This is a genomic window from Cellulomonas sp. Leaf395 (genome assembly GCF_001424125.1).
Taxonomy (GTDB): Bacteria; Actinomycetota; Actinomycetes; order Actinomycetales; family Cellulomonadaceae; genus Cellulomonas.
Genome location: NZ_LMQI01000004.1, coordinates 510,264 through 536,117 on the forward strand (window position 1 = coordinate 510,264; position 25,854 = coordinate 536,117).

Here is a 25,854-nt window from a genome sequence, read left to right on the forward strand (position 1 = left end):
CGTGATCGCGAGCCTGCAGGTCGTCATCTTCTTCGTCTTCTACATCGCCATCTTCGGGCTGTGCCTGTGGGCGCTGATCGACCTGCTGCGGCGGCCGTCGAACGCGTTCCCGCAGGCGGGGAAGCGGACGAAGGGGTTCTGGGGAGCGATCGTCGGCGTCGCCACCGCGGTCTCGTTCAGCGTGATCCCGATCCCCGGCGTGCCGCACCTCCCGTCGTTCCTCGCACTGCTCGCCGCGGTGGGCGGGATCGTGTACCTCGTGGACGTGAAGCCGGCCGTGACGCCGTACTCGGGGGGGCGGGGCCGCAACGGACCCCGCGGACCGAGCGGACCGTCCGGCGGCTGGTGACCGTGGGGGACATCTCCACCGCCGCGGTCCCGCTCGCGCGGGTGCTGCGCGGGGACCTCGTGGAGTCCGTGCACTCCGGTCACGTGGTGGTGCTCGCGCCGGACGGCTCGGAGCGTCTGGTGCTCGGAGACGCCGACGCCACGATGTGGGCGCGGTCGTCGCTCAAGCCGTTGCAGGCCGTCGCGATGCTGCGCGCCGGGCTCGACGTCGACGGTGCCGAGCTCGCCCTGGTGTGCGCCAGCCACAACGCCGAGGCCGCGCACCTCGACGTCGTCCGCGCCCTCCTCGCCGGCGCAGGCCTGCGTGCCGAGGACCTGCGGAACACGCCCGACTGGCCGCTGGACCCCGACTCCGCGTGGCAGTGGCGGTCGTACGGTCACGGCACCGAGCCGCTCACGCAGAACTGCTCCGGCAAGCACGCCGGGATGCTCGCGACCTGCGTCGCCGCGGGCTGGCCGACCCAGGGCTACCTCGAGCCCGAGCACCCGCTGCAGCTGGCCACGCGCGAGGTGGTCGGAGAGCTCACCGGGGTGCCCGTGGACCTGGCGACCGTCGACGGCTGCGGCGCTCCGCTCTTCTCGACGACGCTGCGCGGGCTCGCCCGGTCGTTCGCACGCCTCGCGTCCGGTGACGACCTGCTGCCGCGGCGCACCGGGCGGGCGATGTCGGCGCACCCGTGGCACGTCGCCGGCACCGGACGGGACGCCACACGGTTCATGGAGGCGGTCCCGGGCCTCGTCGCCAAGGACGGTGCCGACGGCGTCTACGCGGCCGGCCTGCCGGACGGCGGGGCGGTCGCGCTGAAGATCGTCGACGGGTCGTCGCGGCCCCGGCCTGCGGTGCTCGCGGCCGCGCTGACCGTGGCGGGCGTGGATCCTGCACTCGTCGAGGCGGTCGCCCTGACGCCGGTCCTGGGACGCGGACGGCCCGTCGGCGCGGTCGTCGCGACCTTCGGCGCATGAGGGCGGTCGTCCAGCGCGTCACCCGCGCGTCGGTGACCGTGGACGGCGTCGTGGTCGGGGCGATCGACCGGCCCGGGCTGGTGGCGCTGGTCGGTGTGACGCCGGGCGACGGTGCGGCGCAGGTCGAGCTGATCGCCCGCAAGATCGCCGAGCTGCGCATCCTGCGGCACGAGCAGTGCGCGGTGGACGTGGGCGCCCCCGTGCTGGTGGTCAGCCAGTTCACGCTCTACGCCGACACCCGCAAGGGCCGTCGGCCCACCTGGAACGCCGCGGCACCCGGTCCGGTTGCGCAGCCGCTGGTCGAGGCCGTCGAGGAGGCCCTGCGCGCCCGCGGGCTCGAGGTGGCCACCGGGGTGTTCGGCGCGGACATGGCGGTCGAGCTGGTCAACGATGGACCTGTGACGATCCTGCTGGAGTCGGTGCCGGACGCCTAGCTGTGCTCGCAGCCGGGAACGGGGAAAGGGCCCCTCGGAGTAAGCGTCCGAGGGGCCCTTCCGAGCTCGCAGGTCTTCCGTCACCGGAGACCGGTGACCGACGCCGCGCTGACGGTGCGGCTACGTCCCAGCTCCCGGTTCGTCGCCGACACGATCACCCCAGGGGGTTCCGGCGCCGACGACCCGCCGCGGGCGGGACGACTACGAGCTACCTTCCGGTCCTTGACGGCCCCCGCGTCGTCATCCGCGGGTCGTCGCGTTGCCACGACGATGTGGTCGTCCGTTCTCCGGTCGGCTCGACATCCACAGCCTGTCCCCACCGGCGCCACCTCCCCGAAGGGCGTTCTGCGCCGCCTGCTCGAGTCCCCGAGGGGCCTCGCGCATCGAGGTTCCGGCCCTGTTCGGGCGGTCATCGACCCGGTCCACGCGATCTCCGAAGAGGCCACCTGACCTGCGGTTTCAGACTCCCCGAGAGGGATCCTTCGCCTGCGGTTCTCGATCTGTCGATCTCGATGTGAGATTTCTAACCCTGTTCGGTAGGGGGCCACAAGGGCTTCTCCGAGCTTTCTTTGTCCACCGCTCTACCCACACCCTTGTCCACAGGTCGACCTGCGGAAACACCCGGTGAACACAGGGGTGTGGACGAAAGATGTGGACGACGCGCGCGTCCTTCACCCGTCCGGCGGTGGACCCCTTGTACCCTGGCAACCGGTGAAGGCCCCTCGGAGTAAGCGTCCGAGGGGCCTTACCCATGTCTGCACCCCTCACTGCCGACATGATGGGGCGATGCTGATCGAAGCCGTCCTCGGGGACATCACGACGCAGGACGTCGACGTCGTCGTCAATGCCGCGAACTCGTCGCTGCTCGGTGGTGGGGGCGTCGACGGCGCGATCCACGCCGCCGCCGGGCCCAGGCTGCTCGACGCGTGCCGAGAGCTGCGTCGGACCACGCTGCCGGGTGGGCTGCCCGTGGGCGACGCCGTTGCGACGCCCGGGTTCGGGCTGCCGGCCCGCTGGGTCGTGCACACCGTCGGCCCCAACCGGCACCGAGGGCAGACAGATCCTGTGCTCTTGTCCTCCTGCTTCGCGCGGCCCCTCGAGCTGGCCGTGGGGCTGGGGGCGTCCAGCGTCGCGTTCCCGGCGGTCAGCGCCGGTGTCTACGGGTGGGCGGTCGAGGACGTCGCGCGGGTCGCTGTGGGGACCGTCCGGGTGTGGCAGGAGGGCACCGAGGCGGGCTGGTCCCCGGGTCATCCGCGACCGCACGGGATCGAGCTGGTGCGGTTCGTGCTCTTCTCGGCCACCGCGCTCGACGCCTTCCGGGCGGAGCTGGACCGCGCGTAGCGTCTGGGCATGCCCGAGATGCTGCCGGCGCTGCCGGACTCCGAGTTCCGTCGCGTGCTGTGCGTCGTCGCCCATCCTGACGACGTCGAGTACGGCACCTCCTCCGCGGTCGCCGTCTGGACGTCCCGCGGTGTCGAGGTCGCCTACCTGGTGCTCACCCGCGGGGAGGCCGGCATGGACGCGTCCCCGCCCGACCGCACGAGGGAGATCCGCACCCGTGAGCAGATCACCGGCTCCGCGGCGGTCGGTGTCACCGACGTGCGCTTCCTCGAGCATCCCGACGGCGTGCTCGAGTACGGGCTGCCCCTACGGCGGGACATCGCGCGACGGATCCGGGAGTACCGGCCCGACGTGGTGCTCACCGGTTCCTGGGAGATCGAGTTCGTCGCGGGGCTGAACATGGCCGACCACCGCGTCGCCGGGCTGGCGACGCTGGACGCGGTCCGCGACGCGGGCAACCGATGGGTGTTCACCGAGCTCCTCGACGACGACGGGCTGGAGCCATGGCAGGTTCGCTGGCTGCTCGTCGGCGGCGACCCCCGACCGACCCACGGCGTCGACGTCACCGGGGACGCCCTGCAGGCCGGGATCGCGTCCCTGGAGGCGCACGAGGAGTACCTCGCGGGTCTGCCGGGGCATCCGGCCCCGAAGGACATGCTCCCGATGATCGCGTCGATGCAGGGGCGCGCGATGGGGGTCGAGCACGCGGTCCTGTTCCGGGCCCACGACCTCCAGGCGCCGCCGCCCCTGCTCGACTGACTAGCCGCGGGCGCGGGCCGGGCTCACCACCTGCTGCGGGTGCAGGGCCGGCTGCGCGGTCGCCCGGCGACGCTTGATCAGCTTGTCCACCTCCGCGACGATCGGCAGCACCAGCGCGAGGCCCAGGCAGGCCAGCCACTGCGGACCCGACAGCGACTGCGTCGTGAGCCACCCCTGCAGGAAGTCCAGCTCGGTGGCCAGCACGACGAGGATCACCGGGGCGGAGAGCACCTTCACCGCCGTCAGCAGGGGAGCGGCGAGGCCCGACTCCGGCTCGCGCCGCAGGACCAGCCCGGACAGGACCGAACCCAGGCCCATGACGACGAACGCCATCGTCATCGACGCCGTCGGGGTGTCGGCGGCCGGGGTGTCCGGACCGAACACCAGCGGGATCCCCGAGGCGATGCACAGGACCAGCCCGTACAGGATCCAGCGGCGCACGGCGTAGCCGTTGCTGATGCCTACCTTCGGGTCGCGCGGCGCCCGGTCCATGATCCCGGGGCCGACCGGGTCGAGCATGATCGCGATCACCGGGAACACGGCGACGAAGAAGTTGAGGAACAGCACCATCATCGGGGTCATCGCGACGCCGTCGGCGATGTCGAAGATGCTCGCCGCGAGGAACAGCACCACGAGACCGATCAGCTGGCTCATCTGGAAGCGGATGTACGCGGTGATCTTCTGGTAGATGCTGCGCCCCAGCTCGACGGCGTGCACCAGGGTGCTGAAGTTGTCGTCGGTGAGCACGAGGCGGGCGGCCTGCTTGGTGACCTCGCTGCCCGAGCCCATCGCGACGCCGATGTCGGCCTGCTTGATGGCGGCGGCGTCGTTGACGGCGTCGCCGGTCATGGCGACCACGAGACCCTGACGCTGCATGAGCTGGACGAGCCGGAGCTTGTCCTCGGGGGTGACGCGGCCGAACACGTGCAGGTTCGGCAGCCGCTCCAGCAGCTCCTCGTCGGTGAGGCTGGCCAGCTCGGGTCCGCTGATCGCTCCCGGGCCGAGGCCCAGCTGCTTGCCGATGGCGCTCGCGGTCACCGCGTGGTCGCCGGTGATCATGCGGACCTCGATGCCGGCCTTCAGGGCGATCTCGACGGCCACCTTGGCCGTGGGCCGCAGCGGGTCGACGATGCCCACCAGGCCGACGAAGACGAGCTCCTCGACGTAGGACATCGGGTCGGCGACCAGGCCGGCCTCGTCGGCCGGCGTGAGGAACCGCGTCGCGAAGGCCAGCGTGCGCAGACCCTGCTCGGCGAGCCGCTCCATCTCCGCCTCGATGTCTGCGCGCATGTCCTCGAGCGGGACGGTCCGGCCAGGACCGGCGAGGGCGTGCGTGCAGCGTTGCAGCACGACGTCCGGACCGCCCTTCACCACCTCGACCAGCGACCGGTCGCCACGCCAGGGGAGCCAGTGGGCGGTGGCCATGAACTTGTACGCCGAGTCGAACGGCACCTCCGCGACGCGGGGGTACGTCCGGCGGCTCTCCTCCGCGTCGATCCCCAGCTTGGCGGCGAGCACCACGAGGGCGGCCTCGGTCGGGTCGCCGATGACGTCGCCGGAGTCGGACACGGTCGCGTCGCTGGCCAGGCACAGGCCGTAGGCGAGCGGGGTCAGGTCCGGCACGTCCGCGCCGGCGGTCTGCAGGATCTTGCCCGTCTTCGCGTAGCCGCTGCCCTCGACGGTGAAGTGCTGACCGATCGTGTAGAGCGCGGTCACGGTCATCTCGTTGAGGGTCAGCGTCCCCGTCTTGTCGGAGTTGATCGAGCTGGTCGCCCCGAGCGTCTCGACGTCGTTGAGGTTGGCGACGACGGCCTTCGCGTCGGCCAGCTGGCGGGCGCCGTACGCGAGCATCGCCTGCACGAAGGTGGGGAGACCGGTCGGGATCGCGGAGATGGCGACCGCCGTCGCGAGGAACAGCAGGTCGCTCGCCGACTGGCCGCGAAGGACGCCGATGAGGACGATGATCGCGACCGCGCTCCACGCGATGACGCCGAGCACCTTGGTCAGCTTGTCGAGCTCGCGCTGCAGCGGCGACTTCGTCTTCTCCACCGACGACAGGAGCGTGGCGATGGTGCCGATCTGCGTCGTCATGCCCGTCGCGGTGACGAGCATCGTGCCGGTGCCGCGGGTGACCGACGTGTTCTGGAACGCCATGTTGGCGCGGTCGCCGAGCGGGACCTCCTCGTCGGCGAGCGTGATCACGTCCTTGCCGATGGGGGTGCTCTCGCCGGTCAGGGCCGCTTCCTGCGTCTCCATCGTGGCGGTCCGCAGCAGCCGGCCGTCGGCGGGCACGATGTCGCCGGCCTCGAGCTCGACGATGTCGCCGGGCACCAGGTCGTGGGCGGGGATCTGCACCAGGGCGCCGTCCCGCCGCACGCGGGACTGCGGCTCCTGCATCGTCGCCAGCGCGTCGACGCTCTTGCGCGCGAGCATCTCCTGGCGGGCGCCGATGACCACGTTGATCACCACGAGGAACCCGACGATGAGCGCCGTCGATCCCTGGCCGATGGCTGCGCTGACCGCCGCGACGGCGATCAGCATGATGTTCATCGGGTCGCGCAGCTGCTGGAAGACGACGGACCAGACGGACGGTGGCGCCTGCGCGGTCAGCGTGTTCGAGCCGTACCGTTCGCGCCGGGCCGTGACCTCGGCGGCGGACAGGCCCGTCGCCGGATTCGTGGCGAGCTCCGCGGTCGCGGCCTCCGGGTCGAGCGCCCACCACCTGGTGGCGGGCGCGGTGGCGGTCTGGGTCTCAGCGATCTCGGTCACGTCAGCTCCTGGCGGCGCGGGGGTGCCCTACGGAGGGCCCTGCGCAGACGCTATCCCGAGATGCCCGGATCGACGGAACGACCCGGGCATCTCGCGTGGCGCTCAGGCCACCGGGACGGGCACCGGCTTCTCGGCGGGCTCCGGTTCGGCCTGCTTGCTCAGCGCGCTGGGCCACCACATCGTCGTGCCGATGTCGAGGTTCAGCGCGGTGACCAGTACCGACCGGACGATCAGCGTGTCGAGGAGCACCCCGAACGCCACGGCGAACCCGATCTCCGCGAATGCCACGAGCGGCAGCGTGCCCAGCACCGCGAACGTCCCTGCGAGCACCAGGCCGGCCGACGTGATGACCCCACCGGTGGCCGCGAGACCGACCAGCGAGCCACGGTGGTGCCCGAGCCGGATCGTCTCCTCCCGGACCCGGGTCATGAGGAAGATGTTGTAGTCGATCCCCAGCGCGACCAGGAACACGAAGACGAACAGCGGGAACGAGGTGTCCGCCCCGGCGTAGCCGAAGACGTACTTGAACACCAGTGCGCTGAAGCCGATGGCGGCGCCGAACGAGAGCACGACCGTGCCGATGAGGACCAGCGGGGCCACGATCGCCCGGAGCAGGACCATCAGGATGAGGAAGACGACGAGCAGGATGATCGGGATGATCAGCCGGTTGTCGTCCGCCGAGGCGCGCTGCACGTCGAGGTTGACGGCCGTGGCGCCGCCGACCAGGGCATCCGCGTCGGGCACGGCGTGGACCGCGTCGCGCACCCGGTCGACGGCGGCGTATGCGTCGTCGCTGTCGGGCGCCGAGGTCAGGGTGCCTTCGACGTAGGCGAGGTCGTCGATGACGGCGGGTTCGGTGATGCTCGACGGGTCGATGCCCTCGACGTCCCCGAAGACGGACGCCACCTCCGTCGCCCGGTCCGCGTTCGAGATGACGACGACGGGCGTGCCGGCTCCGCCGGGGAAGTGCGCGGAGAGCACCTTCTCGCCCTCGATCGACGGCTGGGCGCCGCGGAACGACTCCTCGGTGGTCAGACCGGTCGCGTTGAGCGCGACGACGCCGACGCACGCGACCGCCAGGGCGGCGGAGGTGCCGATCCACGTGGCACGCGGGCGGCGTGCGATCCGACCGCCGACACGGGCCCAGAAGCCGTGCTCGGACGGCTCGTCGTCGCCGAGCCGCGGCGCGCGCGGCCAGAAGATCCAGCGACCGCATGTGACCAGCAGTGCTGGGAGCAGAGTCAGCATGACGAGCACGGCGACGCCGATGCCGACGGCCGCGACCGGGCCGAGTCCGGCGGTCGAGTTCATGGTCGCGAAGAGCAGGCAGAGCATGCCGATCGCGACCGTGGCTCCGGACGCGATGATTGCCGGGCTGGCGCGGTGCAGGGCCAGGGCCATCGCCTCGTGCCGGTCGCCGTGCTTGCGCAGCTCCTCGCGGTAGCGCGCGACGAGCAGCAGGGCGTAGTCCGTCCCGGCGCCGAACACCAGGACCGTGAGGATGCCGGCGCTCTGCGCGTTGACGGTCAGGTCGTAGTTGTCCGCCAGCAGGTAGATGAGAGCCTGCGAGACCGTGAGCGCCACCCCCGCGGACACGACCGGCAGGATCCACAGGATCGGGCTGCGGTAGGTGATGAGCAGGATGACGATCACGACGGCGACCGCCGCGTACAGCAGCGTGCCGTCGATGCCTTCGAACGCCGCGGAGGAGTCGGCGGCGCTGCCGGCGGGGCCGGTGACGTAGACGTCGAGCCCGTCGGGACCGTCCTGCGCGGTGGCCCGCAGGTCGTCGACCGCGTCGGCCGCGAGGTTCCAGCCGTCGGAGCCGAGGTCGAGCGGCACGATGATCTGGACGGCCTCGCCGTCCTGCGACGGGACCGGGCCGATCACCTCACCGTCGAGCGTGTCCAGGGCGCCGAACTCCTCGGCGTCCGCCGCGACGGCGGCCAGGTCGTCGGGCGTGAGGCCCTCCTGGCGCTCGTACACGAGGACCGCGGGGATCGTGTTGGAGGACACGAAGCCGGCGGCGACGTCGAGCACCTCGGTCGACTCGGCGTCGGCGGGGAGCCAGGACGTGGCGTCGTTGTCCTGCGCGCCCGTGAGCTTGCCCGCGAGGGGGCCCAGGAGCGCGAGGACGGCGAGCCAGAAGACGATGACGGCGAACTTGAGGTAGCGATGGGTGATCCATCCGGCGACCTGAGACATGGAGACTTCCTTCGTGGGAGTCGACGACGACATGTAAAGGGCGGCCCGCGCGACGGGTGATACCTCGTCGGGGCGCCGGTGTCGGTGCTGGTAGCGATACTAGAATTTAGGCGTCGCCCGGCCCAGGGAAATCAGGGAGACCCCCTAATCGACCCTCAGGTTCCCCTCAGGAGTTGCTCAGGGCAGCCACAGCCTGCGCGACGTCCGCGGCGTCGTTCCAGACGTGGAACGCGAGACGCAGGCCCCCGCCCCGGCCCGCCGCGCGCGTGCCCTGCGCCGCCAGCCGGGCTCGCCGGGAGCCGGCGGCGTCATCGGGCAGGCGGACGATCGCGCTGCCGCCGGGCGGCAGTCCGAGCCCTGCACGGAAGGCGTCGGCGAGGCCGACGGTGTACCGGTGGACGGCCTCGTGCGGGGCGTCCGCGAACAGCTCCAGGGCCGGCACGGCGCCCACCCAGCAGAGCCAGGCGGGGGAGACGTCGAGGCGCCGCGCGTCCCGGGCGAGCTGCATCGTCGGCCCGTACACCGACGACCAGATCTCCTCGCCCGCGTACCAGCCGGCGCTCGTCGGGCGCAGCCGGTCCAGCAGGTCCGGTCCGACCGTGAGGAACGCGGTCCCCCGCGGTGCCGACAGCCACTTGTAGGACGCGCACACCGTGATGTCGAACAGGGCCGCGTCCACCGGGAGCCAGCCGGCGGCCTGCGTGATGTCGCAGAGCGTCAGGGCGCCCGCGGCTGCGGCGGCGGCACGGATCGCGTCGACGTCGGCGACGCGTCCGTCGATCGACTGCACCAGGGAGAACGCGACCGTGTGGGTGGACGGGCGGACCTCGTCGGCCAACGCCTCGAGGGCCACGGTCCGGACGGTGACACCGCGGTCCGCGTGGGTCAGGAACGGGAACACGACCGAGGCGAAGTCCCTGTCGACGGTGAGCACCTCGGTGCCGTCCGGCACGCTCGCCGCGACCATGCCGACCAGGACGGACAGGTGCGAGCCGACCGCCACCCACGACGGCGCCACACCGACCAGCCGGGCGTACGCCTGTCGCGACGCGGAGACGGCCTCGTCGTACGCGGCCAGGTCGGCTCTCCCGGCCTGCCAGGAGTCGAGGGCGTCGTGCATCGCCGTCACCGTCGCCCGCGTGGGCAGACCGCACGTGGCGGCGTCGAGGTAGCCGGGCACGGGTACGAACGCTGCGCGCAGCGTGTCGAGGACGTCCATGTCCTTGATCGTCGCGTGCACTCCGACCTCGCACAACGACGACCGGTCACGGACGGAGCGTCGGTGGCCCGTCGGGGTCGTGGAGGCTGGCCAGCCAGTCGCGGACCGCGGTCGCGACGGCGGTCGCGCTCGTCGGCAGGTGGGGTCCAGGGAGGAACACCGTGGTGACCGGTCCGGGGATCGCGGCCAGGTGGGCCGTCAGCTCGTCGGGGGAGCCGAACGGGTCGGTCGAGCCCGAGACGGCGAGGACCGGGACGTGGATGTCCGGCAGGTGCGCGACCCGGAGCGTGTCGGGCCGACCCGGCGGGTGCAGGGGGTAGGAGAGGAGGACCAGGCCGGCGGCGGGCAGACCCTGCGCGACGGCCATCGAGCACATGCGGCCACCGAACGAGCGGCCGCCGAGGACCAGGTCCCCGGTGCCGACGCCCAACGACGACGCGAAGGCCTCGGCCTGCGCCCGGACCTCCGCGACCGCCGGCGCCGCGGTCTTCGGGAGGTCGAGCCGGAGCACGGGCAGCGGGGCGACGGCCTTCTCGACGGCGACGAGCGGTGCGCCGTCGCGGGTCCCGCCGAAGCCGGGGGTGAGTAGCAGGCCGGCGATTGACATCAGAGACCGAGCACCGAGCGGATCGTGCGGACCACGCCGTTGGCGTTGTTGGAGGGGGCGACGAACCGCGCGTGCGCCCGGACGTCGGGGTGCGCGTTGTCCATCGCGAACGAGAAGGACGCGGCGTCGAGCATGCCGACGTCGTTGAAGTAGTCGCCGAACGCCATCGTGTGGTCGGCGGTGATCCCGAGGGTGTCCTGGACCGCGCGCAGGGCGTGCCCCTTGTCCGCGGTCGGGCTCATGACGTCCACCCAGTGCTCGCCCGACACCAGGGCGTCGAACTGCTGCAGCAGCGGGCCGGCGCCCGTGGCCGCCGACCCGAAGTCGTAGACGGCGACCTTGAGCACGTCGTCGTCGACCGCGAGCAGGTCGGCGACCACCTCGAGCTTCGCGTAGTACGGCACGGCCTGCTCGAGGAACGGGTCGTCGGACCGTTCGACGTAGGCGGAGCGCCTGCCGCACAGGACCGTGCCGAGGTCCAGGTGGGTCGCCGCGCGCACCGCCTCGACCGCCTCCCGGGCCGTCGCCGGGGACAGGCCGTCCACGCTGATCTCCTCGTCGTGCCGCACGACGTAGGCCCCGTTCTCCGCGATGTAGACCAGCTCGTCGCGGCCCACCTGACGCCGCAGGGTCGCGTACTGCCGACCGCTCGCCGGGCACAGCAGGATCCCGCGGGTGGCCAGCTCGTCCAGCAGCGGCCAGAAGTCGTCGTGGATCTGCTTCTCGTCGTCCAGCAGCGAACCGTCCATGTCGACGGCGATGAGACGGATGTCGGGGACGGCGTCGAAGACGGGAGGTTCCACGGGTCGATCTTCTCAGGCGGTCTCGCGGGCCAGGTGCTCGACCGTGGCGACCAGCGCGGTGAGGCCGGTCTCCACGTCCGCCAGGCTGACGTCCTCGTCCGGGTGGTGGCTGATGCCGTCGGGGTTGCGCAGGAACAGCATGCCGACGCCGGTGACCGCCCCGATCGCCATGGCATCGTGCCCGGCGCGACTGAACAGCGCGGGGACGTGCCGGCGGCCCGTGTCCTCGATCCCGGCGCGCACGACGTCCTGCAGGAGGGCGTCGCACCTGACGGCCGGTGCCTCGTGGAGCTCGCGCGCGGACCAGGTCAGCCCGCGCCGGCCGGCGATCTCGTCGAGCTCGCGGGTGATGCCGCCCCAGACGCGGTCGCGGTCGTCGTCGTGCTCGCCGCGCAGGTCGACCGTCAGCCGCGCCTCGCCGGGCACCACGTTGACTGCACCCGGGAACGTCTCCAGGCGGCCGACCGTGCCGATGATGTGGTGCTCCGCGCGGCACAGCCGCTCGACCGCGAGCGCGACCTCGCTGGCGCCGAGCAGGGCGTCGTGCCGCTTCTCGTACCGGGCGCCGCCGGCGTGCCGGGCCTCGCCGTCGATCTGCACCGCGAACCGCCGCGCGCTCGCGATCGAGGTGACGACGCCCAGCGGCGCTCCGCCGTCGTCGAGCTCGGGGCCCTGCTCGATGTGCGCCTCGAGGTACCCGGCCAACGACTCCGGCGCGCGTGCGGCGGTGCCGATGCGGCCCGGGTCCAGGCCGAACTCGCTGAACGCCGTGTGCAGCGTGGTGCCGTGCTCGTCGGTCAGGTCCCACCACGCTTCGTCCCAACGACCGGCCATCGCGGACGACCCGAGCAGCGCGGTGCCGAACCGGGCACCCTCCTCGTCCCAGAAGGCGACGACGTCGAGCCCGAAGCGGAAAGAACCGACCTGGGGCCGCAGCGCGCGGACCACCTCGATCGCCATGAGCACGCCGAGGATCCCGTCGTACCGGCCGGCGTCACGCACGGTGTCCAGGTGCGACCCGAGCAGCAGCGACGGCGCCTCCGGGTCCCGCCCGGCCAGGTGCCCGCACTGGTTGCCGGCCGCGTCCTGCCACGTGTCCAGCCCGACCTCGCGCATCCAGCGCGCGGCGAGCCGGTTCACGCGGGCGTGCTCGGGGGAGAGGTAGACGCGCTCGATGCCGTCGGTCATCGAGGTGTACGCCGCGAGCTCGTCGCAGCGCGCCATGATGCGCCGGGCGGCGGTGTGGACGTCGAGCATCAGGCCGCTGACCAGGCCGGGTAGGCCGCGTCGACGCCGCCGCCGTGCGGCACCCGGGCACCCGCGCGGCGCAGCACCTGCTCCAGCGCGGCGAGCGTGGTGAGCACGGTGTCGAGGCGCGCGTTGGCGCCCATCGTGCCGATCCGCCACACCCGACCGTGCAGCGGGCCGAACGACGTGCCGATCTCGATGCCGAAGTCCTGGAGCATCGCCCCGCGCACCGCGTCGCCGTCCACGCCATCCGGGATCTCGACCGCGACGACGTTGTTCATCTTGTGCGCCACGTCGCCGAACACCCCCAACCCCAGACCACGGACGCCCGCGAGCATCGCGCGACCGGCCCGCTCGTGCCGGTCGATCACGTCCTGCCGGCCCTCCTCGACGATGATCCGGGCGCACTCCCGCGCCGCGTAGAGCATGCTCGTCGCCTCGGTGTGGTGGTTGAGCCGCCGCGGTCCCCAGTAGTCGAGGATCATGCCGAGGTCGAAGTAGTTGGAGTGCACGGGCTCCCCGGTGTCCTCGTCGGACTCCTCCCGGATCCCGGCCTCGATCCGGCGACGTCCGCGGATCACGTCGACCGCCCGCTCGGACAGGCTGATCGGCGCGCTCCCCGACGGACCCGACAGGCACTTCTGCAGACCGGCCGTGGCGGCGTCGAGGCCCCACGTGTCCATCTCGAACGGGTTTCCACCCAGGGACGCCGTCGCGTCCGTGTAGAACAGCACGCCGTGCTTCTGGCAGACCGCACCGAGCTCGTCGAGCGGCTGGAGCATCGTCGTCGACGTGTCGCCCTGCACCATCGCGAGCAGGTGCGGGCGCACCCGCACGATCGCCTCCTCGACGACCGATGTCGGGAACACCTGCCCCCACGGCACCTCGATCGTGTGCACCTCGGCCTGCGCGCGCATGGCGATCTCCGCCAGCAGGTGCCCGAACCGCCCGAACACCGGGACCAGGACGCGCTCGCCGGGACGGACGAGGGACACCAGGGCCGCCTCGATCCCGGCTCTCGACGTGCCGTCGACCAGCACGGTCGCCTCGTTGCGCGTCGCGAAGATCTCGCGGTACAGCGCCATCGTCTCGTTCATGTACCCCGTCATCACCGGGTCGTATTGCCCGACCAGCGGTGTGGACAGGGCGCGCAGCACGCGCGGGTCGGCATTGACCGGCCCGGGGCCCATGAGCAGGCGGGCGGGCGGGTTGACCGGGCGGGTCATGAGGGTCCTCCGAGGGAGCGGGCGTGGCGGACGAGGGAGAGGTCGGAGCCGCGGGGACCGACGATGCAGACGCCGACGGGTGCCGGTCCGAGCGCCGACGGGTAGGTCAGCGCGGGGAAGGTCAGCGCGGGCAGCCCGCCGATGCCGGCCAGCGCGGTCATCCGCAGGGTGGCGGCCCGGACGCGGTCGAGCTCGTCCGCGCTCGCGGTCCGGGAGGGTGCCGGCCCGGGCGTCGTCGGCATCACCAGGACGGCGTCGTCCACGACGGCGCGGATCGCGGTCGCCAGCCGTTCGACGTCCGCGCGGGCGGCGGCCTCCTGGTCGGCGGTCACCTCGCTCGCGATCGCGAACCGCTCACGCACGCCGGGTCCGACGGCGTCGGGGTGCGCGGTGAGCCAGGTGCCGTGCGCCCGCCACGCCTCCGCGGCCTGCACGACGCGGAACGCCTCGAACCACTCGTCGAGCGGGCCGACCTCGACCTCCTCGATGCCCCCACCCGACCAGGCCTCGAACGCCTCGCGCGTCGCTGGCTCGACCAGCTGCAGGACCTCGACGGGCACGAGCCGGCGCGGCGGGAGCGGTGGGGCGTCATCCTCGAGGCACCACGTGGCGACCGCGTCGAGCGTCGCGCCGTCGCGGGCGAGCCAGCCGACGGTGTCGAACGACGGTGCCAACGGCACCATGCCCTGCCTCGGCACGAGACCGTGCGTCGTCCGCAGGCCCCACAAGCCCTGGTACGACGCCGGCACGCGGACCGACCCGGCGGTGTCGCTGGCGAGGCCCACGTCCGCCTGGCCGGTCGCGACCGCGGTCGCCGGTCCGCTCGACGAGCCGCCCGGGAGCGCCCCCGGGACGGCGCCGTTGGCCGGGGTGCCGTAGTGCGGGTTCGCGCCCGCGATCGAGTAGGCGAACTCGTCGGTGCGGGCCAGGCCGCGCACCGAGGCACCGGCCTTGAGCAGGTCCAGGACCGCGGGCGCGTGCTGGCGCTCGCGGGCCGCGTCGCGCAGCCAGGTCGGGTTGCCGGCGCCGACCCGGTACCCGCGGACGGCGAACACGTCCTTGACCGCGACGCGCAGTCCCAGCAGGGGACCGTCGAACGCGCCCTGGTAGAGCGGGTCGCCGACCGTGCGCCACACGGACCGGTCGAAGCTGGGCGTGCGGCCGGTGACGTGGGCGGCGGTGATGCGCCAGCGGCCTTCCGCCAGCTGCCACACCTGCGTCTGCAGCCCGATGCCCCCGCCCTCGTACCGGGAGGTCGCGACGATCAGCCAGCAGTCGTCGGCCAGGCGGCGGGTCTCGATCCGGTCCAGCACCCGGGGGGTGATCCCGCCGCGGGTGCTGCGGAACGCGCTGATGGCGTCGTGCCCGACGAGCAGGCCGTTGCTGTCGCCGCGGAGGGTGTCAGGACCGGGGGCGAAGAGGTCGTCCAGAACGGCCACGTCGTCGTCGGCGAGCGCGCGCTCGTAGGCGTCGAACGCCTCCTGCAGGTCCGTCGGGATCGTCATTGGGCCACCACCTTGTCGAGGTCCGCCACCCGGATCCGGGCGTGCGCGCCGCAGACCTGGTCGACCACCTGCGAGATGTCGATGTCGGTGGCCGCGGACAGGTACGCGTACGCGAGGTGCTCGTCGAGACCCCACCGCGCCTGCAGCAGCGCGAGCGCCGCCCGGACGCACTTGCGGACGGCCTCGCCGAGGTCCTTGTCGAGGCCGGTCGGCACCAGGTACTCCGACGTCTCGACGAGCGGGCCCTCGAACGGACCGAACCGCGCGAGCGCCTCGACGGCCGGGACCACGTCGAACCGGAGCGTGACCCGCAGGGACGCCTCCAGCGCGGTCAGCGCCACCTCGCCGTCGCCCTGCGCGAAGTGCGGGTCGCCCACGTACGCCAGCCCGCCTGGCACCTGCACCGGCAGGTAGAGCGTGCTGCCCACCTGCAGGAGGTTGATGTCGATGTTCCCGCCGTGCGCACCCGGCGGCACGGAGTGCGGGCGCTCGTCGCCGGCCACCGCAACGCCCATGATCCCGAGGAAGGGCGCGAGCGGGAACTCGATCAGGCGCTCGCCGCCCTCGACGGCCGGCAGGCAGCCTGTGGTGCCGTCCTTGACTGTGGCGAACACGCTCACGTTCTCCGGACCGCGCGGCAGCTCGCCCGGCAGCGCGCCGCGCCCGTGCCGATTGGAGATCACCCCGTACTGCACTCGCGGGGTGGTCTCCAGGACGGTGATGGCGAGCAGGTCGCCGGGCACCGCGCCCGCGACGTGGATCGGCCCGGTCACCACGTGCGGCCCGTCGGCGGGGTCGCGCGTCAGGGTGCCGACGATCTCGACCGCGTCGGTGAGCACGTCGCCCGGCTCGACGCCGTGGCCCGTGAAGTACGCCAGCGGGTCGCTGCCCTGGTCGTCGAGCAGGCCCTCGTGGCTGACCGTGTCGATGGTGACCTCGGTGCCCGGCTCGATGCGCAGCACGGGGGTGTCGGTCTCGCACGGGAGGCGGCCCCACAGGACGGTCTGCGGGGTCGAGGGCAGGTAGGCGGCGGCACGGATCCGGCCCGTGCCGGGCTGCAGCGTTGCACTCATCGGTCCCGCACCCCCACGATGACGCCGTGATGAAGACCTGGGACGACGCGCGCCGACACCTGGTGCTCATGCTGGCACTGACGTTCACGACAGGCATCGTCGACGCCGTCGGCTACCTCGGCCTGGACCGGGTGTTCACCGCGAACATGACCGGCAACGTGGTCATCCTCGGCATGGCGCTCGCGGGTGCCGACGACCTGCCGGTGGCGGGTCCGGCCCTCGCGCTGGTCGGCTTCCTGGCCGGTGCGGCGCTCGGTGGACGGGTGCTGCGCACCGCACCGGCAGGCTGGTCGCACCGCACGAGCGGCACGTTCGCGGCCACCGGGGTGCTCGCCGTGGGGCTCGGCGTGGGCGCGTTCGTCGCACCCCCGGTCGAGGGCACGGTCTGGGCGCTCGTCGTCACGACCCTCCTCGCCGTCGCGATGGGGCTGCAGGCGGCGAGCGCGCGCCGGCTCGCGGTCAAGGACGTCACCACGGTGGTCGTGACGTCGACGCTCACCGGCCTGGCGGCCGACTCGCGGCTCGCCGGCGGGACCGGCGACGGCTGGGCTCGCCGGTCGCTCGCGGTGGCGCTGATCCTGGTCGGCGCCGCGGTGGGCGCGCTGCTGCTGAACATCGGCGGGGAGCGCGGGGTGGGCGTCGGGATGCTGTTCGCGGGGGTGCTCGCGCTGGTGGCGGCGATCGTCGGGCACGCGCACCGCGAGGCCTGATCGCTCACGCACGAGCGCGCCCCCGTCCCGGAGCGGTGACAGCTCCGCTCCGCACGATGGTCTCCCCGTGCAGCCACACGGTCCGCACGGTGCCGGTCAGCGTGGCCCCGTCGTAGGGCGAGACCGCGTTCCGGTGCTCCAGCGCGTGCACGTCGACCACGCGCTGCTCGTCGGGCGCGAACGCCACGAGGTGCGCGGGGGCTCCGACCGCGAGCCTTCCCGCGTCCAGTCCGGCGACGCGAGCGGGTCCCGTGGTGAGCAGCGGCAGCAGGACGTCCAGATCGATCCCGCGACGCCGCGCCTCCGTCCACACCACCGACAGCCCCAGCTGCAGGCCCGCGATCCCGCCCCACGACAACCCGAAGTCGGCGTTCTTCAGGTCGGCCGTCGACGGCGAGTGGTCGGACACGATCGCGTCGATCGTCGCGTCGAGCACGGCCGCCCAGAGGAGGTCCTGGTTGCCGGCGTCGCGGATGGGCGGGCAGCACTTGAACTGCGTCGCGGCCGACGGCACGTCCTCCGCGCGCAGCGCCAGGTAGTGCGGGCACGTCTCGACGGTCAGCGGCAGCCCCTCGGCCTTCGCGGAGCGGACCAGGTCGAGCGAGCCGGCGTCGGACAGGTGCAGGACGTGCGCGCGGGCCCCCGTCCGGCGCACCGCGTCGATCACCCGGCCGATCGCGTGACGCTCGCTCACGGCCGGGCGGCTGGCCAGGAAGTCGGCGTACCGCTCGCCCAGGGCGCCGTCGCCGCGCAGGTCGGCCGGGTCCTCCGCGTGCACGACCAGCACGCTGCCGAGCGCGGCGACCTCCGTCAGCGCCGCCTCGAGCTGCCCCGGGTCGAGGTGCCCGAACTCGTCGACCCCCGACGGGGTCAGGAACGCCTTGAAGCCGCGGACGCCCGCCGCGTGCAGCGGCCCGAGCGACCCCAGGTTCTCCGGCACGGCCCCGCCCCAGAACGCGACGTCGACGCTCAGCTTGCCGGCCGCCGCGGCCCGCTTGGTGGCCAGCGCCTCGACGGTCGTGGTGGGCGGGATCGAGTTCAGCGGCATGTCGACGAGCGTCGTGACCCCACCGGCCGCCGCGGCGCGGGTCGCCGACGCGAAGCCCTCCCACGCGGTGCGGCCCGGCTCGTTGACGTGCACGTGGCTGTCGACGAGGCCGGGCAGCAGCACCTCGTCGTCGGCGAGGTCGACCACCGTGACCCCGGCCGGGACCGGTCCGTCGAGCGCGGTGATGCGCCCGTCCGTCACCGCGACCTGCGCGGCTCGCCACGTGCCGTCCACCCAGGCGCGCCGCGCGCGGACGACGAGGTCAGGCTCGGTCATGGCGGCTCCTGTGGTCGTCGGCTGCGTCAGGCTACGGCCAGCCGCCCCGCCGCGTCCGGACCTCGGACCCGGCGGTCCAGAACCTCGGCACCGGCAGGACACCGTCACGCCTGCGGCGAACACGGGCAGTTGAGGTACCACCCCGCCGTTAGCATCGAACAACGCCGCCCCGTCGACCCCAGGTGCGCCAGCCAGGGGAGCCGGCACGCAGCTCGTGAGGAGTGCACATGTTCGAGAGATTCACGGACCGAGCCCGTCGTGTGGTCGTCCTTGCCCAAGAAGAGGCACGGATGCTCAACCACAACTACATCGGGACGGAGCACATCCTCCTGGGGCTCATCCACGAGGGTGAGGGTGTCGCGGCGAAGGCCCTGGAGTCGCTCGGCATCTCGCTCGAGGCCGTGCGCGCCCAGGTGCAGGAGATCATCGGCGAGGGCCAGCAGGCTCCGTCGGGTCACATCCCCTTCACCCCGCGCGCCAAGAAGGTCCTCGAGCTGTCGCTGCGCGAGGCGCTGCAGCTGGGCCACAACTACATCGGGACCGAGCACATCCTGCTCGGCCTCATCCGCGAGGGCGAGGGCGTCGCCGCCCAGGTCCTCAACAAGCTGGGCGCGGACCTGAACCGCGTGCGCCAGCAGGTCATCCAGCTCGTCTCGGGCTACCAGGGCAAGGAGCCCGTCGCCGCCGGCGGTCCGCAGGAGGGCCAGCCCTCGGGCAGCGCCGTCCTCGACCAGTTCGGCCGCAACCTCACGCAGGCTGCGCGCGACGGCAAGCTCGACCCGGTCATCGGGCGCGAGAAGGAGATCGAGCGGGTCATGCAGGTGCTGTCCCGCCGCACCAAGAACAACCCGGTCCTCATCGGGGAGCCCGGCGTCGGCAAGACCGCCGTCGTCGAGGGCCTCGCGCAGGACATCGTGCGCGGCGACGTGCCCGAGACGCTCAAGGACAAGCAGCTCTACACGCTGGACCTGGGCGCGCTCGTGGCCGGCAGCCGCTACCGCGGTGACTTCGAGGAGCGCCTGAAGAAGGTGCTCAAGGAGATCCGCACGCGCGGCGACATCATCCTGTTCATCGACGAGATCCACACGCTCGTCGGGGCAGGTGCCGCCGAGGGCGCGATCGACGCCGCCAGCATCCTCAAGCCGATGCTGGCGCGCGGCGAGCTGCAGACCATCGGGGCCACCACGCTCGACGAGTACCGCAAGTACGTCGAGAAGGACCCGGCCCTGGAGCGCCGCTTCCAGCCGATCCAGGTGGCCGAGCCCAACCTGGCGCACGCGATCGAGATCCTCAAGGGTCTGCGCGACCGGTACGAGGCCCACCACCGCGTCTCCATCACGGACGCCGCGCTGGTCGCCGCCGCCACGCTGGCGGACCGGTACGTCAACGACCGCTACCTGCCGGACAAGGCGATCGACCTGGTCGACGAGGCCGGCGCACGCCTGCGCATCCGCCGCATGACGGCTCCGCCGGAGCTGCGCGAGCTCGACGAGCAGATCGCCGAGACGCGTCGCGACAAGGAGTCGGCGATCGACGAGCAGGACTTCGAGAAGGCAGCCCGTCTCCGCGACGCCGAGAAGCAGCTCGGTCTCAAGCGCGTGGAGAAGGAGAAGGCCTGGAAGTCCGGCGATCTCGACGCGGTCGCGGAGGTGGACGAGGAGCTCATCGCCGAGGTGCTGGCGATCGCCACAGGCATCCCGGTGTTCAAGCTCACCGAGGAGGAGTCCAGCCGTCTGCTCCACATGGAGGAGAACCTGCACAAGCGGGTCGTCGGCCAGGACGCCGCCATCAAGGCGCTCTCGCAGGCCATCCGTCGCACGCGCGCCGGGCTCAAGGACCCGAAGCGTCCCGGTGGGTCGTTCATCTTCGCCGGCCCCACGGGCGTCGGGAAGACCGAGCTGGCCAAGGCGCTCGCGGAGTTCCTGTTCGGCGACGAGAACGCGCTGATCCAGCTCGACATGTCGGAGTTCTCCGAGAAGCACACCGTCTCGCGGCTGTTCGGCTCGCCCCCCGGCTACGTCGGGTACGACGAGGGCGGCCAGCTCACCGAGAAGGTCCGGCGCAAGCCGTTCTCGGTGGTCCTGTTCGACGAGGTCGAGAAGGCCCACGCGGACATCTTCAACTCGCTGCTGCAGATCCTCGAGGACGGTCGCCTGACCGACTCGCAGGGCCGGGTGGTCGACTTCAAGAACACCGTCATCATCATGACCACCAACCTCGGCACCCGGGACATCGCCAAGGGCCTCATGACCGGCTTCCAGGCCGGCGGGGACCTGTCGACGTCGTACGAGCGCATGAAGTCGAAGGTCAACGACGAGCTCAAGCAGCACTTCCGGCCTGAGTTCCTCAACCGCGTCGATGACGTGGTCGTGTTCCCGCAGCTGTCCCAGCCGGAGATCTTCCAGATCGTCGACCTCATGGTCGCCAAGCTGGCCAAGCGGCTGCGGGACAAGGACATGGACATCGAGATCACGCCCGCGGCCAAGAAGCTGCTGTCGGAGAAGGGTTACGACCCGGTCCTGGGTGCTCGGCCGCTGCGCCGCGCCATCCAGCGGGACATCGAGGACGCACTGTCCGAGAAGATCCTCTTCGGCGAGCTCAAGGCCGGTCAGCTGGTGATCGTGGACGCCGAGGGCGAGGGTCTGCTCGGGGAGTTCACGTTCCGTGGCGTCCCGCGCGGCGCGCACCCCGCGGAGCCGGTGGCCGTCGGTGCCTCGTACGGCACCCCCGGCTCGGGCACCGACCTGCCCGCGGCGGGTCCGGCCATCAGCGATGGCGGCACGGGCACCCTGCCTCAGGTGGGCTGACCCGCACACCGCACGGCGAACGCCCCGGTTCTCCTCGGAGAACCGGGGCGTTCGTCGCGCTCGGGGCCCCGTTGCGACGAACTCGTCACTTCCGGTCGAGCTCGTCGGTTGCAACAGACGCGTTCGACCGGAGCTGACGAGTTCGACCGGAGCTGACGAGTTGGGCCGGATCTGACGAGTTCGGCTGAACTGGCGAGCTCGCCGGGTCGCGCCGGTGTGGGTCCGGGGTGGCAGGGTGGGCGCATGCCAGGACTGCGACGTCTGCCCCGTTCCACGCCCGAGGAGCAGGGGGTCGACCCGCGGGCGCTCCTGCGGCTGGTCGATGCGCTCGTGGACTGGCCGGAGCTGCACTCCGTCATGGTGGTGCGGCACGGGTCGGTGGTCGCTGAGGGGTGGGCGGCGCCCTTCGCGGCGGACCGGCTGCACGAGTTCTTCTCGCTCAGCAAGAGCTTCACGTCGACGGCGGTCGGGTTCGCGGTGGCCGAGGGTCTGCTGACGGTCGACGACCTCGTGCTGGACCACTTCGCCGACGAGGCGCCGACCGACCCGGACCCGAACCTGCGGCGGATGCGGGTTCGCGACCTGCTGACGATGACCACCGGGCACGCGGACGACCCCACCGACCGGGTGTTCCAGACCGACGACTGGGTCCGGGCGTTCCTCGCGGAGCCCGTCGAGCACGAGCCCGGCACGTTCTTCGTCTACAACACCGCGGGCACCCACATCCTGTCGGCGCTCGTCCAGAAGCTCACCGGCCAGCGTCTGCTGGACTACCTCGAACTCCGCTTGTTCGCGCCGCTGGGCATCAAGGGGGCGACGTGGCAGCAGTCGCCGAGCGGCGTCGACGTCGGCGGCAGCGGGATGTCGGGGACCACCGAGGACATCGCGGTGTTCGGCCAGCTGTACCTGCAGGACGGCATGTGGGACGGGCGCCGCGTGCTCCCCGAAGGCTGGGCCGCGCAGGCCATAACGACGCAGGTGCCGAACGACACGAACCCGGACATCGACTGGGCGCAGGGGTACGGCTACCAGTTCTGGCGCGGGCGCCACGGCAGCTACCGCGGTGACGGTGCCTTCGGCCAGTACTGCGTGGTGCTCCCCGAGCAGGAGGTCGTCGTGGCGATCACGTCGGGGGTCGCCGAGATGCACGGGGAGCTCGCGCTGGTGTGGGAGCACCTGCTGCCGGGGCTCGCCGACGGCCCGCTCACCGATGACCCGGAAGGGCGCCAGCTTCTCGAGCAGCGGCTGCGCGGACTGCGCCTGGACCCGCCGCACGGGTCGCCGACCTCCCGTACCGGTGCGCGGCTCGACGGGCGGACGATCACGTTCGAGCCGAACCCGCTGGGCATCCGGAACGCGGTGCTCGAGGTCGGCGACGGGCACGACCGGCTGACCGTCGACCACGAGGAGGAGACGGTGATCGTCTCGGTCGGGCACGCGCAGCCGGTGCTGGCCCGCACCGCACTGCGGCGAAGTGATCCCGAGGACGTCCTGGTCAGCGGCGCCTGGACGGCCCCGGACACCTATGTGCTGACGGCCAGGTTCGTGGAGTCGCCCGTCGTCGTGACCGCGACGGCGACGGTGTCGGGGGACGACGTCGTCGTCGAGGGTGGGCTCAACGTCGCCTTCGGGCCGACGCAGTTCCAGCCGTTGACGGGCAGGGTCCTCCCGGCGACGGACGACGTGTGGGTCGGCTGACGTCAGCTGAGCTCCAGCACCGTCCACCAGTCGTTGACATCGCGCTTCCCGAAGCCGGTGACCTCCTGCTGGCCGGCGGTCAGTCGCGGGTCGGTCGCGCGGTGGGAGTGCAGGGCAGCGTCCGTCGCGACGTGCACGAGGCGGACGCGGGCACCGGCGGTCCACCGACGTGCGTCGACGACCTCCACCCGCCAGTCCGCGGCGGCGTCGGCGGTGGCCGAGGCGCTGACCTGCTGCTGGCGCGAGAGCGGTGAGTGCACCCCGGCGCTGCTGCGGAGCCACCCGCCCGTCGACACGTGCCGCAGCCTGACCACCGACCCGTCGCGCAGGTTGGTGCCGGCGGGGGTCCCGCCGGTGCCGACCAGCAGCCATCGGTCGTTGTCGTCGGACCCCCCGAAGCACGTGACCTGCTGGAAGCCGTCGGAGCCGGGGTGGATGTACGGCAGGTCGTGCGAGTGCAGCGTCAGCCCGGTCCACACGTGCGACAGCTTGACGGTGTCGCCGGTGGACACCGGGTCCTTGCCGTCAGGCGCCTTCTTGGTGAGCACCCGCGGGCGCCGCGGCGTGTAGTCCTGGACGAAGAACCCCCGCCACGAGTGGCCGTTGGACGCGGTCCAGTCGTGCTGGTCGCGGACGGACGTGAGTGTCACCGCCTTGCGGGGCGTGTTGCTGTCGTGGATCAGCACGGTGGTCCGGCCGGTCGTCTGGTCCTGCTCGTAGCCGTACGCGATGACCTGGTGGTTGTCGCCGATCGCCGCGAGGTTGCGCGCGACCACCAGGCCGAGCACCACGGGACGCCCCGCGTCGATGGACGCGATGAGCCGGGGGAGCTCCTCCTCCTTGGTCCAGCGCGTGACGCCCTTGAACACCCAGGTCTCGTCGTCGGAGTGCATGGACCACGTGACGAACTTGGCCGCAGAGCCGGTGAAGAACGAGTCGTGCAGGCGCTGGGTGAACAGCCGCGCGAGCCAGTGGCTGTCCGGCGGGACGCGGCTGGGCGCCCAGAGGTCGGACCGCCAGGTCGGGACCGGCTGGCCGGCGAGGAAGTAGTCGAGCGCCGCGTACGCCATCCCGCCGCACCGGCCGGCCGTCGCGATCTTCGCGCCGTTGGGGAGCGTGAGCACCTCGTTGACGAAGGCGTTGGGGAACGCGAACCCGTGGGTGGCGGGGTCGAATGCGACCGCTCGCCCGGTGAGGACCTGCTCCGGCATCGACTTCCCTCTCGTCACCGCTGACCGCACGTCAGTGTGCGGCACCCTCGTGTCGAGGGTGACACGAAGGAGTCGGCCGGGGCGGGTGAGATACACAGACGACCCCGGTCGTGGGACCGGGGCCGTCGAGGTGCTGCCGGACGTCGTGCCCGGTCGGGTGCGACGCGACGGGGGCGGACAGCGCGACGTCCGCGCATCCGAGCGGAGGGGGCTCGGGTGCGCGGACGTCGCGGTGGGAGAGGGTCAGCCGCCGATGGCGGATTCCACCTCGAGCGTGAACTGCTTGGCCGCATCGGCCGGGCTCAGGCGGCCGAAGAGTACCTCCTGGTTGATGCGGCGCGTGATCTCCGCGACCTGACCGGCGCCGACGGGCGGGACGGGCGGGCCGTCGACGATCTCGTCCTCGAGGTCGGCCAGGAACTCGGCGGCCTGCTTGTCGGTGGCCGAGAACTTGTCCTGCACCGCGGCACGGACGTCGGTGTTGGCCGGCAGGCCACGGTCGGACAGCAGGATCTCGCCGGCGGCGGGGTCGTTGAGCAGGAAGTCGACCAGCAGTGCGGACTCCTCCGGGTGCTCGGACTTGGCCGAGACGGCGTAGTACATGGCCGGCTTGAAGTACATGCCGGTCCGCTCCTCCTCCGACTCACCGGGGACGCGGAGCAGCTTGAGCTCCTTGCCCGACGCGTTGGTGATGGCGGTCAGCTGGTTGGTCCAGAACCACGCCATGGCACCCGTGCCGGTGGCGACGAGCGACTGCTCCGGGCCGCCCGCGTCGACCTCGACGGTCTTGGCGGCGTCGGGCTGGCCGCCGGCCGCCTGCAGGTCGAGCGAGTACTGCCACCAGTCGGCGAGGGTCTTGTCGTCGTACCCGAGCTTGCCGTCCTCGTTGTACAGGGACTCGCCACGCTGACGGGCGTAGATCGAGAAGCCGGGCTCGTTGAACCCGTAGTCCTGCGCGCCGTAGATCGTCTTGCCGGTCTTGGCGGAGATCTCGTTGGCGATCTCGACGTACTCCTCCCACGTCCAGGTGGTGTCGTCGGGCATCTCGACGCCCGCGGCCGCGAAGGCGGCCGGGTCGGCGATGATCGTGTACGCGTTCACGCCCGTGGCGACGCCGTAGAGGGCGTCGTCGATGGTGCCGGACGCCAGCACGTTCTCGTCGATCTTGGACGTGTCCAGGCCCAGCTCGTTGAGGTCCGCCAGGACGCCGCGCGAGGCGTAGTCGTTGAGGAACCGCTCCTCCTGGGTGATGACGTCAGGTGCGTCACCGCCGGCGACCGACGTGCCCAGCTTGTCGAAGTAGCTGTTCCAGTCGGTGTAGTCCGGGACCACGGTGATGTGGGGGTACTTCTCCGTGAACTTGTCCAGCACCTGCTGGGTCAGCTCGTGGCGGGTGTCGGAGCCCCACCAGGAGAAGCGGATCTCGACGGGCTCGGGGGGGCCGGACGAGGTGGCCTCGGCGGCAGGCTCGTCGGAGCCGGCGTCGGAGCCGGCACAGGCGGTGAGGGCAAGGGCCGCGACGGCCAGCAGGGCACCGACGCGAAGGGACGGACGGGGGCGGCGCATGATTCTCCTTGATTGACGAGGACGACGGTGTGCTGTCA

General features: G+C 72.1%; 20 protein-coding genes. 8 read left to right on the forward strand and 12 right to left on the reverse strand.

Translation table 11 applies throughout. The features are described 5' to 3' along the window. Position 1: 1 nt before the first annotated feature. The 5 genes from ASG23_RS13895 (at position 2) to ASG23_RS13915 (ending at position 3,845) form a co-directional block, all read left to right on the forward strand. A complete protein-coding gene (locus ASG23_RS13895) occupies positions 2–349 on the forward strand; it encodes a DUF2516 family protein (RefSeq protein WP_056025910.1) in 348 nt (115 codons plus the stop codon). Positions 350–360: 11 nt separating this feature from the next. Then, positions 361–1,311 carry an asparaginase gene (locus ASG23_RS13900; protein WP_442856822.1) on the forward strand — a complete coding sequence of 317 codons (951 nt, stop codon included), beginning with the start codon at positions 361–363 and terminating at the stop codon, positions 1,309–1,311. Continuing rightward, positions 1,308–1,745 carry a D-aminoacyl-tRNA deacylase gene (gene dtd, locus ASG23_RS13905; RefSeq protein WP_056025914.1) on the forward strand — a complete coding sequence of 146 codons (438 nt, stop codon included), beginning with the start codon at positions 1,308–1,310 and terminating at the stop codon, positions 1,743–1,745. The genes ASG23_RS13900 and dtd overlap by 4 nt, the downstream gene beginning before the upstream one ends. Positions 1,746–2,531: 786 nt before the next feature. After that, complete coding sequence (locus ASG23_RS13910; protein ID WP_056025915.1) at positions 2,532–3,086, forward strand: O-acetyl-ADP-ribose deacetylase; 555 nt, start codon at positions 2,532–2,534, stop codon at positions 3,084–3,086. 9 nt (positions 3,087–3,095) lie between these two features. Then, on the forward strand, positions 3,096–3,845 hold the full coding sequence (locus tag ASG23_RS13915) for a PIG-L deacetylase family protein (RefSeq protein ID WP_056025917.1): 750 nt from the start codon (positions 3,096–3,098) through the stop codon (positions 3,843–3,845). On the opposite strand, the gene ASG23_RS13920 is transcribed toward ASG23_RS13915, so the two are convergent. From ASG23_RS13920 to ASG23_RS13960, 9 genes are all read right to left on the reverse strand, one after another. Further along, complete coding sequence (locus tag ASG23_RS13920; protein WP_056025919.1) at positions 3,846–6,614, reverse strand: cation-translocating P-type ATPase; 2,769 nt, start codon at positions 6,612–6,614, stop codon at positions 3,846–3,848. A 102-nt stretch (positions 6,615–6,716) separates the two neighbouring features. Then, the gene (locus ASG23_RS13925; protein ID WP_056026337.1) at positions 6,717–8,819 is read right to left on the reverse strand and encodes an MMPL family transporter; all 2,103 of its coding nucleotides are present in this window, start codon (positions 8,817–8,819) and stop codon (positions 6,717–6,719) included. Positions 8,820–8,985: 166 nt separating this feature from the next. After that, positions 8,986–10,038: an aminotransferase class V-fold PLP-dependent enzyme gene (locus ASG23_RS13930; protein ID WP_056026340.1), complete on the reverse strand. Its 1,053-nt coding sequence runs from the start codon at positions 10,036–10,038 to the stop codon at positions 8,986–8,988. A gap of 46 nt (positions 10,039–10,084) precedes the next feature. Next, positions 10,085–10,645: an alpha/beta hydrolase family protein gene (locus tag ASG23_RS13935; protein ID WP_056025921.1), complete on the reverse strand. Its 561-nt coding sequence runs from the start codon at positions 10,643–10,645 to the stop codon at positions 10,085–10,087. Continuing rightward, a complete protein-coding gene (locus tag ASG23_RS13940) occupies positions 10,645–11,448 on the reverse strand; it encodes a Cof-type HAD-IIB family hydrolase (protein ID WP_056025923.1) in 804 nt (267 codons plus the stop codon). The genes ASG23_RS13935 and ASG23_RS13940 overlap by 1 nt, the downstream gene beginning before the upstream one ends. Positions 11,449–11,460: 12 nt before the next feature. Beyond that, the gene (locus ASG23_RS13945; RefSeq protein WP_056025924.1) at positions 11,461–12,705 is read right to left on the reverse strand and encodes an allantoate amidohydrolase; all 1,245 of its coding nucleotides are present in this window, start codon (positions 12,703–12,705) and stop codon (positions 11,461–11,463) included. Further along, on the reverse strand, positions 12,705–13,922 hold the full coding sequence (locus tag ASG23_RS13950) for a pyridoxal-phosphate-dependent aminotransferase family protein (RefSeq protein WP_056025926.1): 1,218 nt from the start codon (positions 13,920–13,922) through the stop codon (positions 12,705–12,707). The genes ASG23_RS13945 and ASG23_RS13950 overlap by 1 nt, the downstream gene beginning before the upstream one ends. Continuing rightward, positions 13,919–15,427, reverse strand: a complete 1,509-nt coding sequence (locus ASG23_RS13955; RefSeq protein ID WP_056025928.1) for an AtzH-like domain-containing protein — start codon at positions 15,425–15,427, stop codon at positions 13,919–13,921. The genes ASG23_RS13950 and ASG23_RS13955 overlap by 4 nt, the downstream gene beginning before the upstream one ends. After that, positions 15,424–16,500, reverse strand: coding sequence for an acetamidase/formamidase family protein (locus tag ASG23_RS13960; protein WP_056025930.1), 1,077 nt, complete (start codon positions 16,498–16,500; stop codon positions 15,424–15,426). Before ASG23_RS13960 ends, ASG23_RS13955 begins: the two co-directional genes overlap by 4 nt. 29 nt (positions 16,501–16,529) lie before the next feature. Between ASG23_RS13960 and ASG23_RS13965 the strand changes: the two genes are divergently transcribed. Beyond that, positions 16,530–17,210: a YoaK family protein gene (locus ASG23_RS13965; protein WP_056025933.1), complete on the forward strand. Its 681-nt coding sequence runs from the start codon at positions 16,530–16,532 to the stop codon at positions 17,208–17,210. Positions 17,211–17,214: 4 nt separating this feature from the next. Here the strand turns inward: ASG23_RS13965 and allB are convergent, their stop codons facing one another. Beyond that, complete coding sequence (allB, locus tag ASG23_RS13970; RefSeq protein ID WP_056025935.1) at positions 17,215–18,534, reverse strand: allantoinase AllB; 1,320 nt, start codon at positions 18,532–18,534, stop codon at positions 17,215–17,217. A 227-nt stretch (positions 18,535–18,761) separates the two neighbouring features. On the opposite strand from allB, the gene ASG23_RS13975 reads away from it, so the two are divergent. Further along, entirely contained in the window at positions 18,762–21,341 is a 2,580-nt protein-coding gene (locus ASG23_RS13975; protein ID WP_056025937.1) for an ATP-dependent Clp protease ATP-binding subunit, read from the forward strand. A gap of 243 nt (positions 21,342–21,584) precedes the next feature. Then, positions 21,585–23,039 (forward strand): serine hydrolase domain-containing protein, encoded by a 1,455-nt coding sequence (locus ASG23_RS13980; RefSeq protein ID WP_056025938.1) that lies wholly within the window; start codon positions 21,585–21,587, stop codon positions 23,037–23,039. A 2-nt stretch (positions 23,040–23,041) separates the two neighbouring features. Here ASG23_RS13980 and ASG23_RS13985 read toward each other — a convergent pair whose 3' ends face one another. After that, a complete protein-coding gene (locus tag ASG23_RS13985) occupies positions 23,042–24,250 on the reverse strand; it encodes an MIR domain-containing protein (RefSeq protein ID WP_056025940.1) in 1,209 nt (402 codons plus the stop codon). 243 nt (positions 24,251–24,493) lie between these two features. Further along, a complete protein-coding gene (locus tag ASG23_RS13990) occupies positions 24,494–25,816 on the reverse strand; it encodes an ABC transporter substrate-binding protein (RefSeq protein ID WP_056025942.1) in 1,323 nt (440 codons plus the stop codon). Between the last annotated feature and the right edge of the window lie 38 nt (positions 25,817–25,854).

Excerpts from the sequence above, each read along its gene's own strand:
- dtd (WP_056025914.1), top strand. The coding sequence starts at position 1,308 with ATGAGGGCGGTCGTCCAGCGCGTCACCCGCGCGTCGGTGACCGTGGAC.
- ASG23_RS13910 (WP_056025915.1), top strand. The coding sequence starts at position 2,532 with ATGCTGATCGAAGCCGTCCTCGGGGACATCACGACGCAGGACGTCGAC.
- ASG23_RS13915 (WP_056025917.1), top strand. The coding sequence starts at position 3,096 with ATGCCCGAGATGCTGCCGGCGCTGCCGGACTCCGAGTTCCGTCGCGTG.
- ASG23_RS13925 (WP_056026337.1), bottom strand. The coding sequence starts at position 8,819 with ATGTCTCAGGTCGCCGGATGGATCACCCATCGCTACCTCAAGTTCGCC.
- ASG23_RS13930 (WP_056026340.1), bottom strand. The coding sequence starts at position 10,038 with ATGGACGTCCTCGACACGCTGCGCGCAGCGTTCGTACCCGTGCCCGGC.
- ASG23_RS13935 (WP_056025921.1), bottom strand. The coding sequence starts at position 10,645 with ATGTCAATCGCCGGCCTGCTACTCACCCCCGGCTTCGGCGGGACCCGC.
- ASG23_RS13945 (WP_056025924.1), bottom strand. The coding sequence starts at position 12,705 with ATGCTCGACGTCCACACCGCCGCCCGGCGCATCATGGCGCGCTGCGAC.
- ASG23_RS13950 (WP_056025926.1), bottom strand. The coding sequence starts at position 13,922 with ATGACCCGCCCGGTCAACCCGCCCGCCCGCCTGCTCATGGGCCCCGGG.
- ASG23_RS13955 (WP_056025928.1), bottom strand. The coding sequence starts at position 15,427 with ATGACGATCCCGACGGACCTGCAGGAGGCGTTCGACGCCTACGAGCGC.
- ASG23_RS13960 (WP_056025930.1), bottom strand. The coding sequence starts at position 16,500 with ATGAGTGCAACGCTGCAGCCCGGCACGGGCCGGATCCGTGCCGCCGCC.
- ASG23_RS13965 (WP_056025933.1), top strand. The coding sequence starts at position 16,530 with ATGAAGACCTGGGACGACGCGCGCCGACACCTGGTGCTCATGCTGGCA.
- allB (WP_056025935.1), bottom strand. The coding sequence starts at position 18,534 with ATGACCGAGCCTGACCTCGTCGTCCGCGCGCGGCGCGCCTGGGTGGAC.
- ASG23_RS13975 (WP_056025937.1), top strand. The coding sequence starts at position 18,762 with ATGTTCGAGAGATTCACGGACCGAGCCCGTCGTGTGGTCGTCCTTGCC.
- ASG23_RS13980 (WP_056025938.1), top strand. The coding sequence starts at position 21,585 with ATGCCAGGACTGCGACGTCTGCCCCGTTCCACGCCCGAGGAGCAGGGG.
- ASG23_RS13985 (WP_056025940.1), bottom strand. The coding sequence starts at position 24,250 with ATGCCGGAGCAGGTCCTCACCGGGCGAGCGGTCGCATTCGACCCCGCC.
- ASG23_RS13990 (WP_056025942.1), bottom strand. The coding sequence starts at position 25,816 with ATGCGCCGCCCCCGTCCGTCCCTTCGCGTCGGTGCCCTGCTGGCCGTC.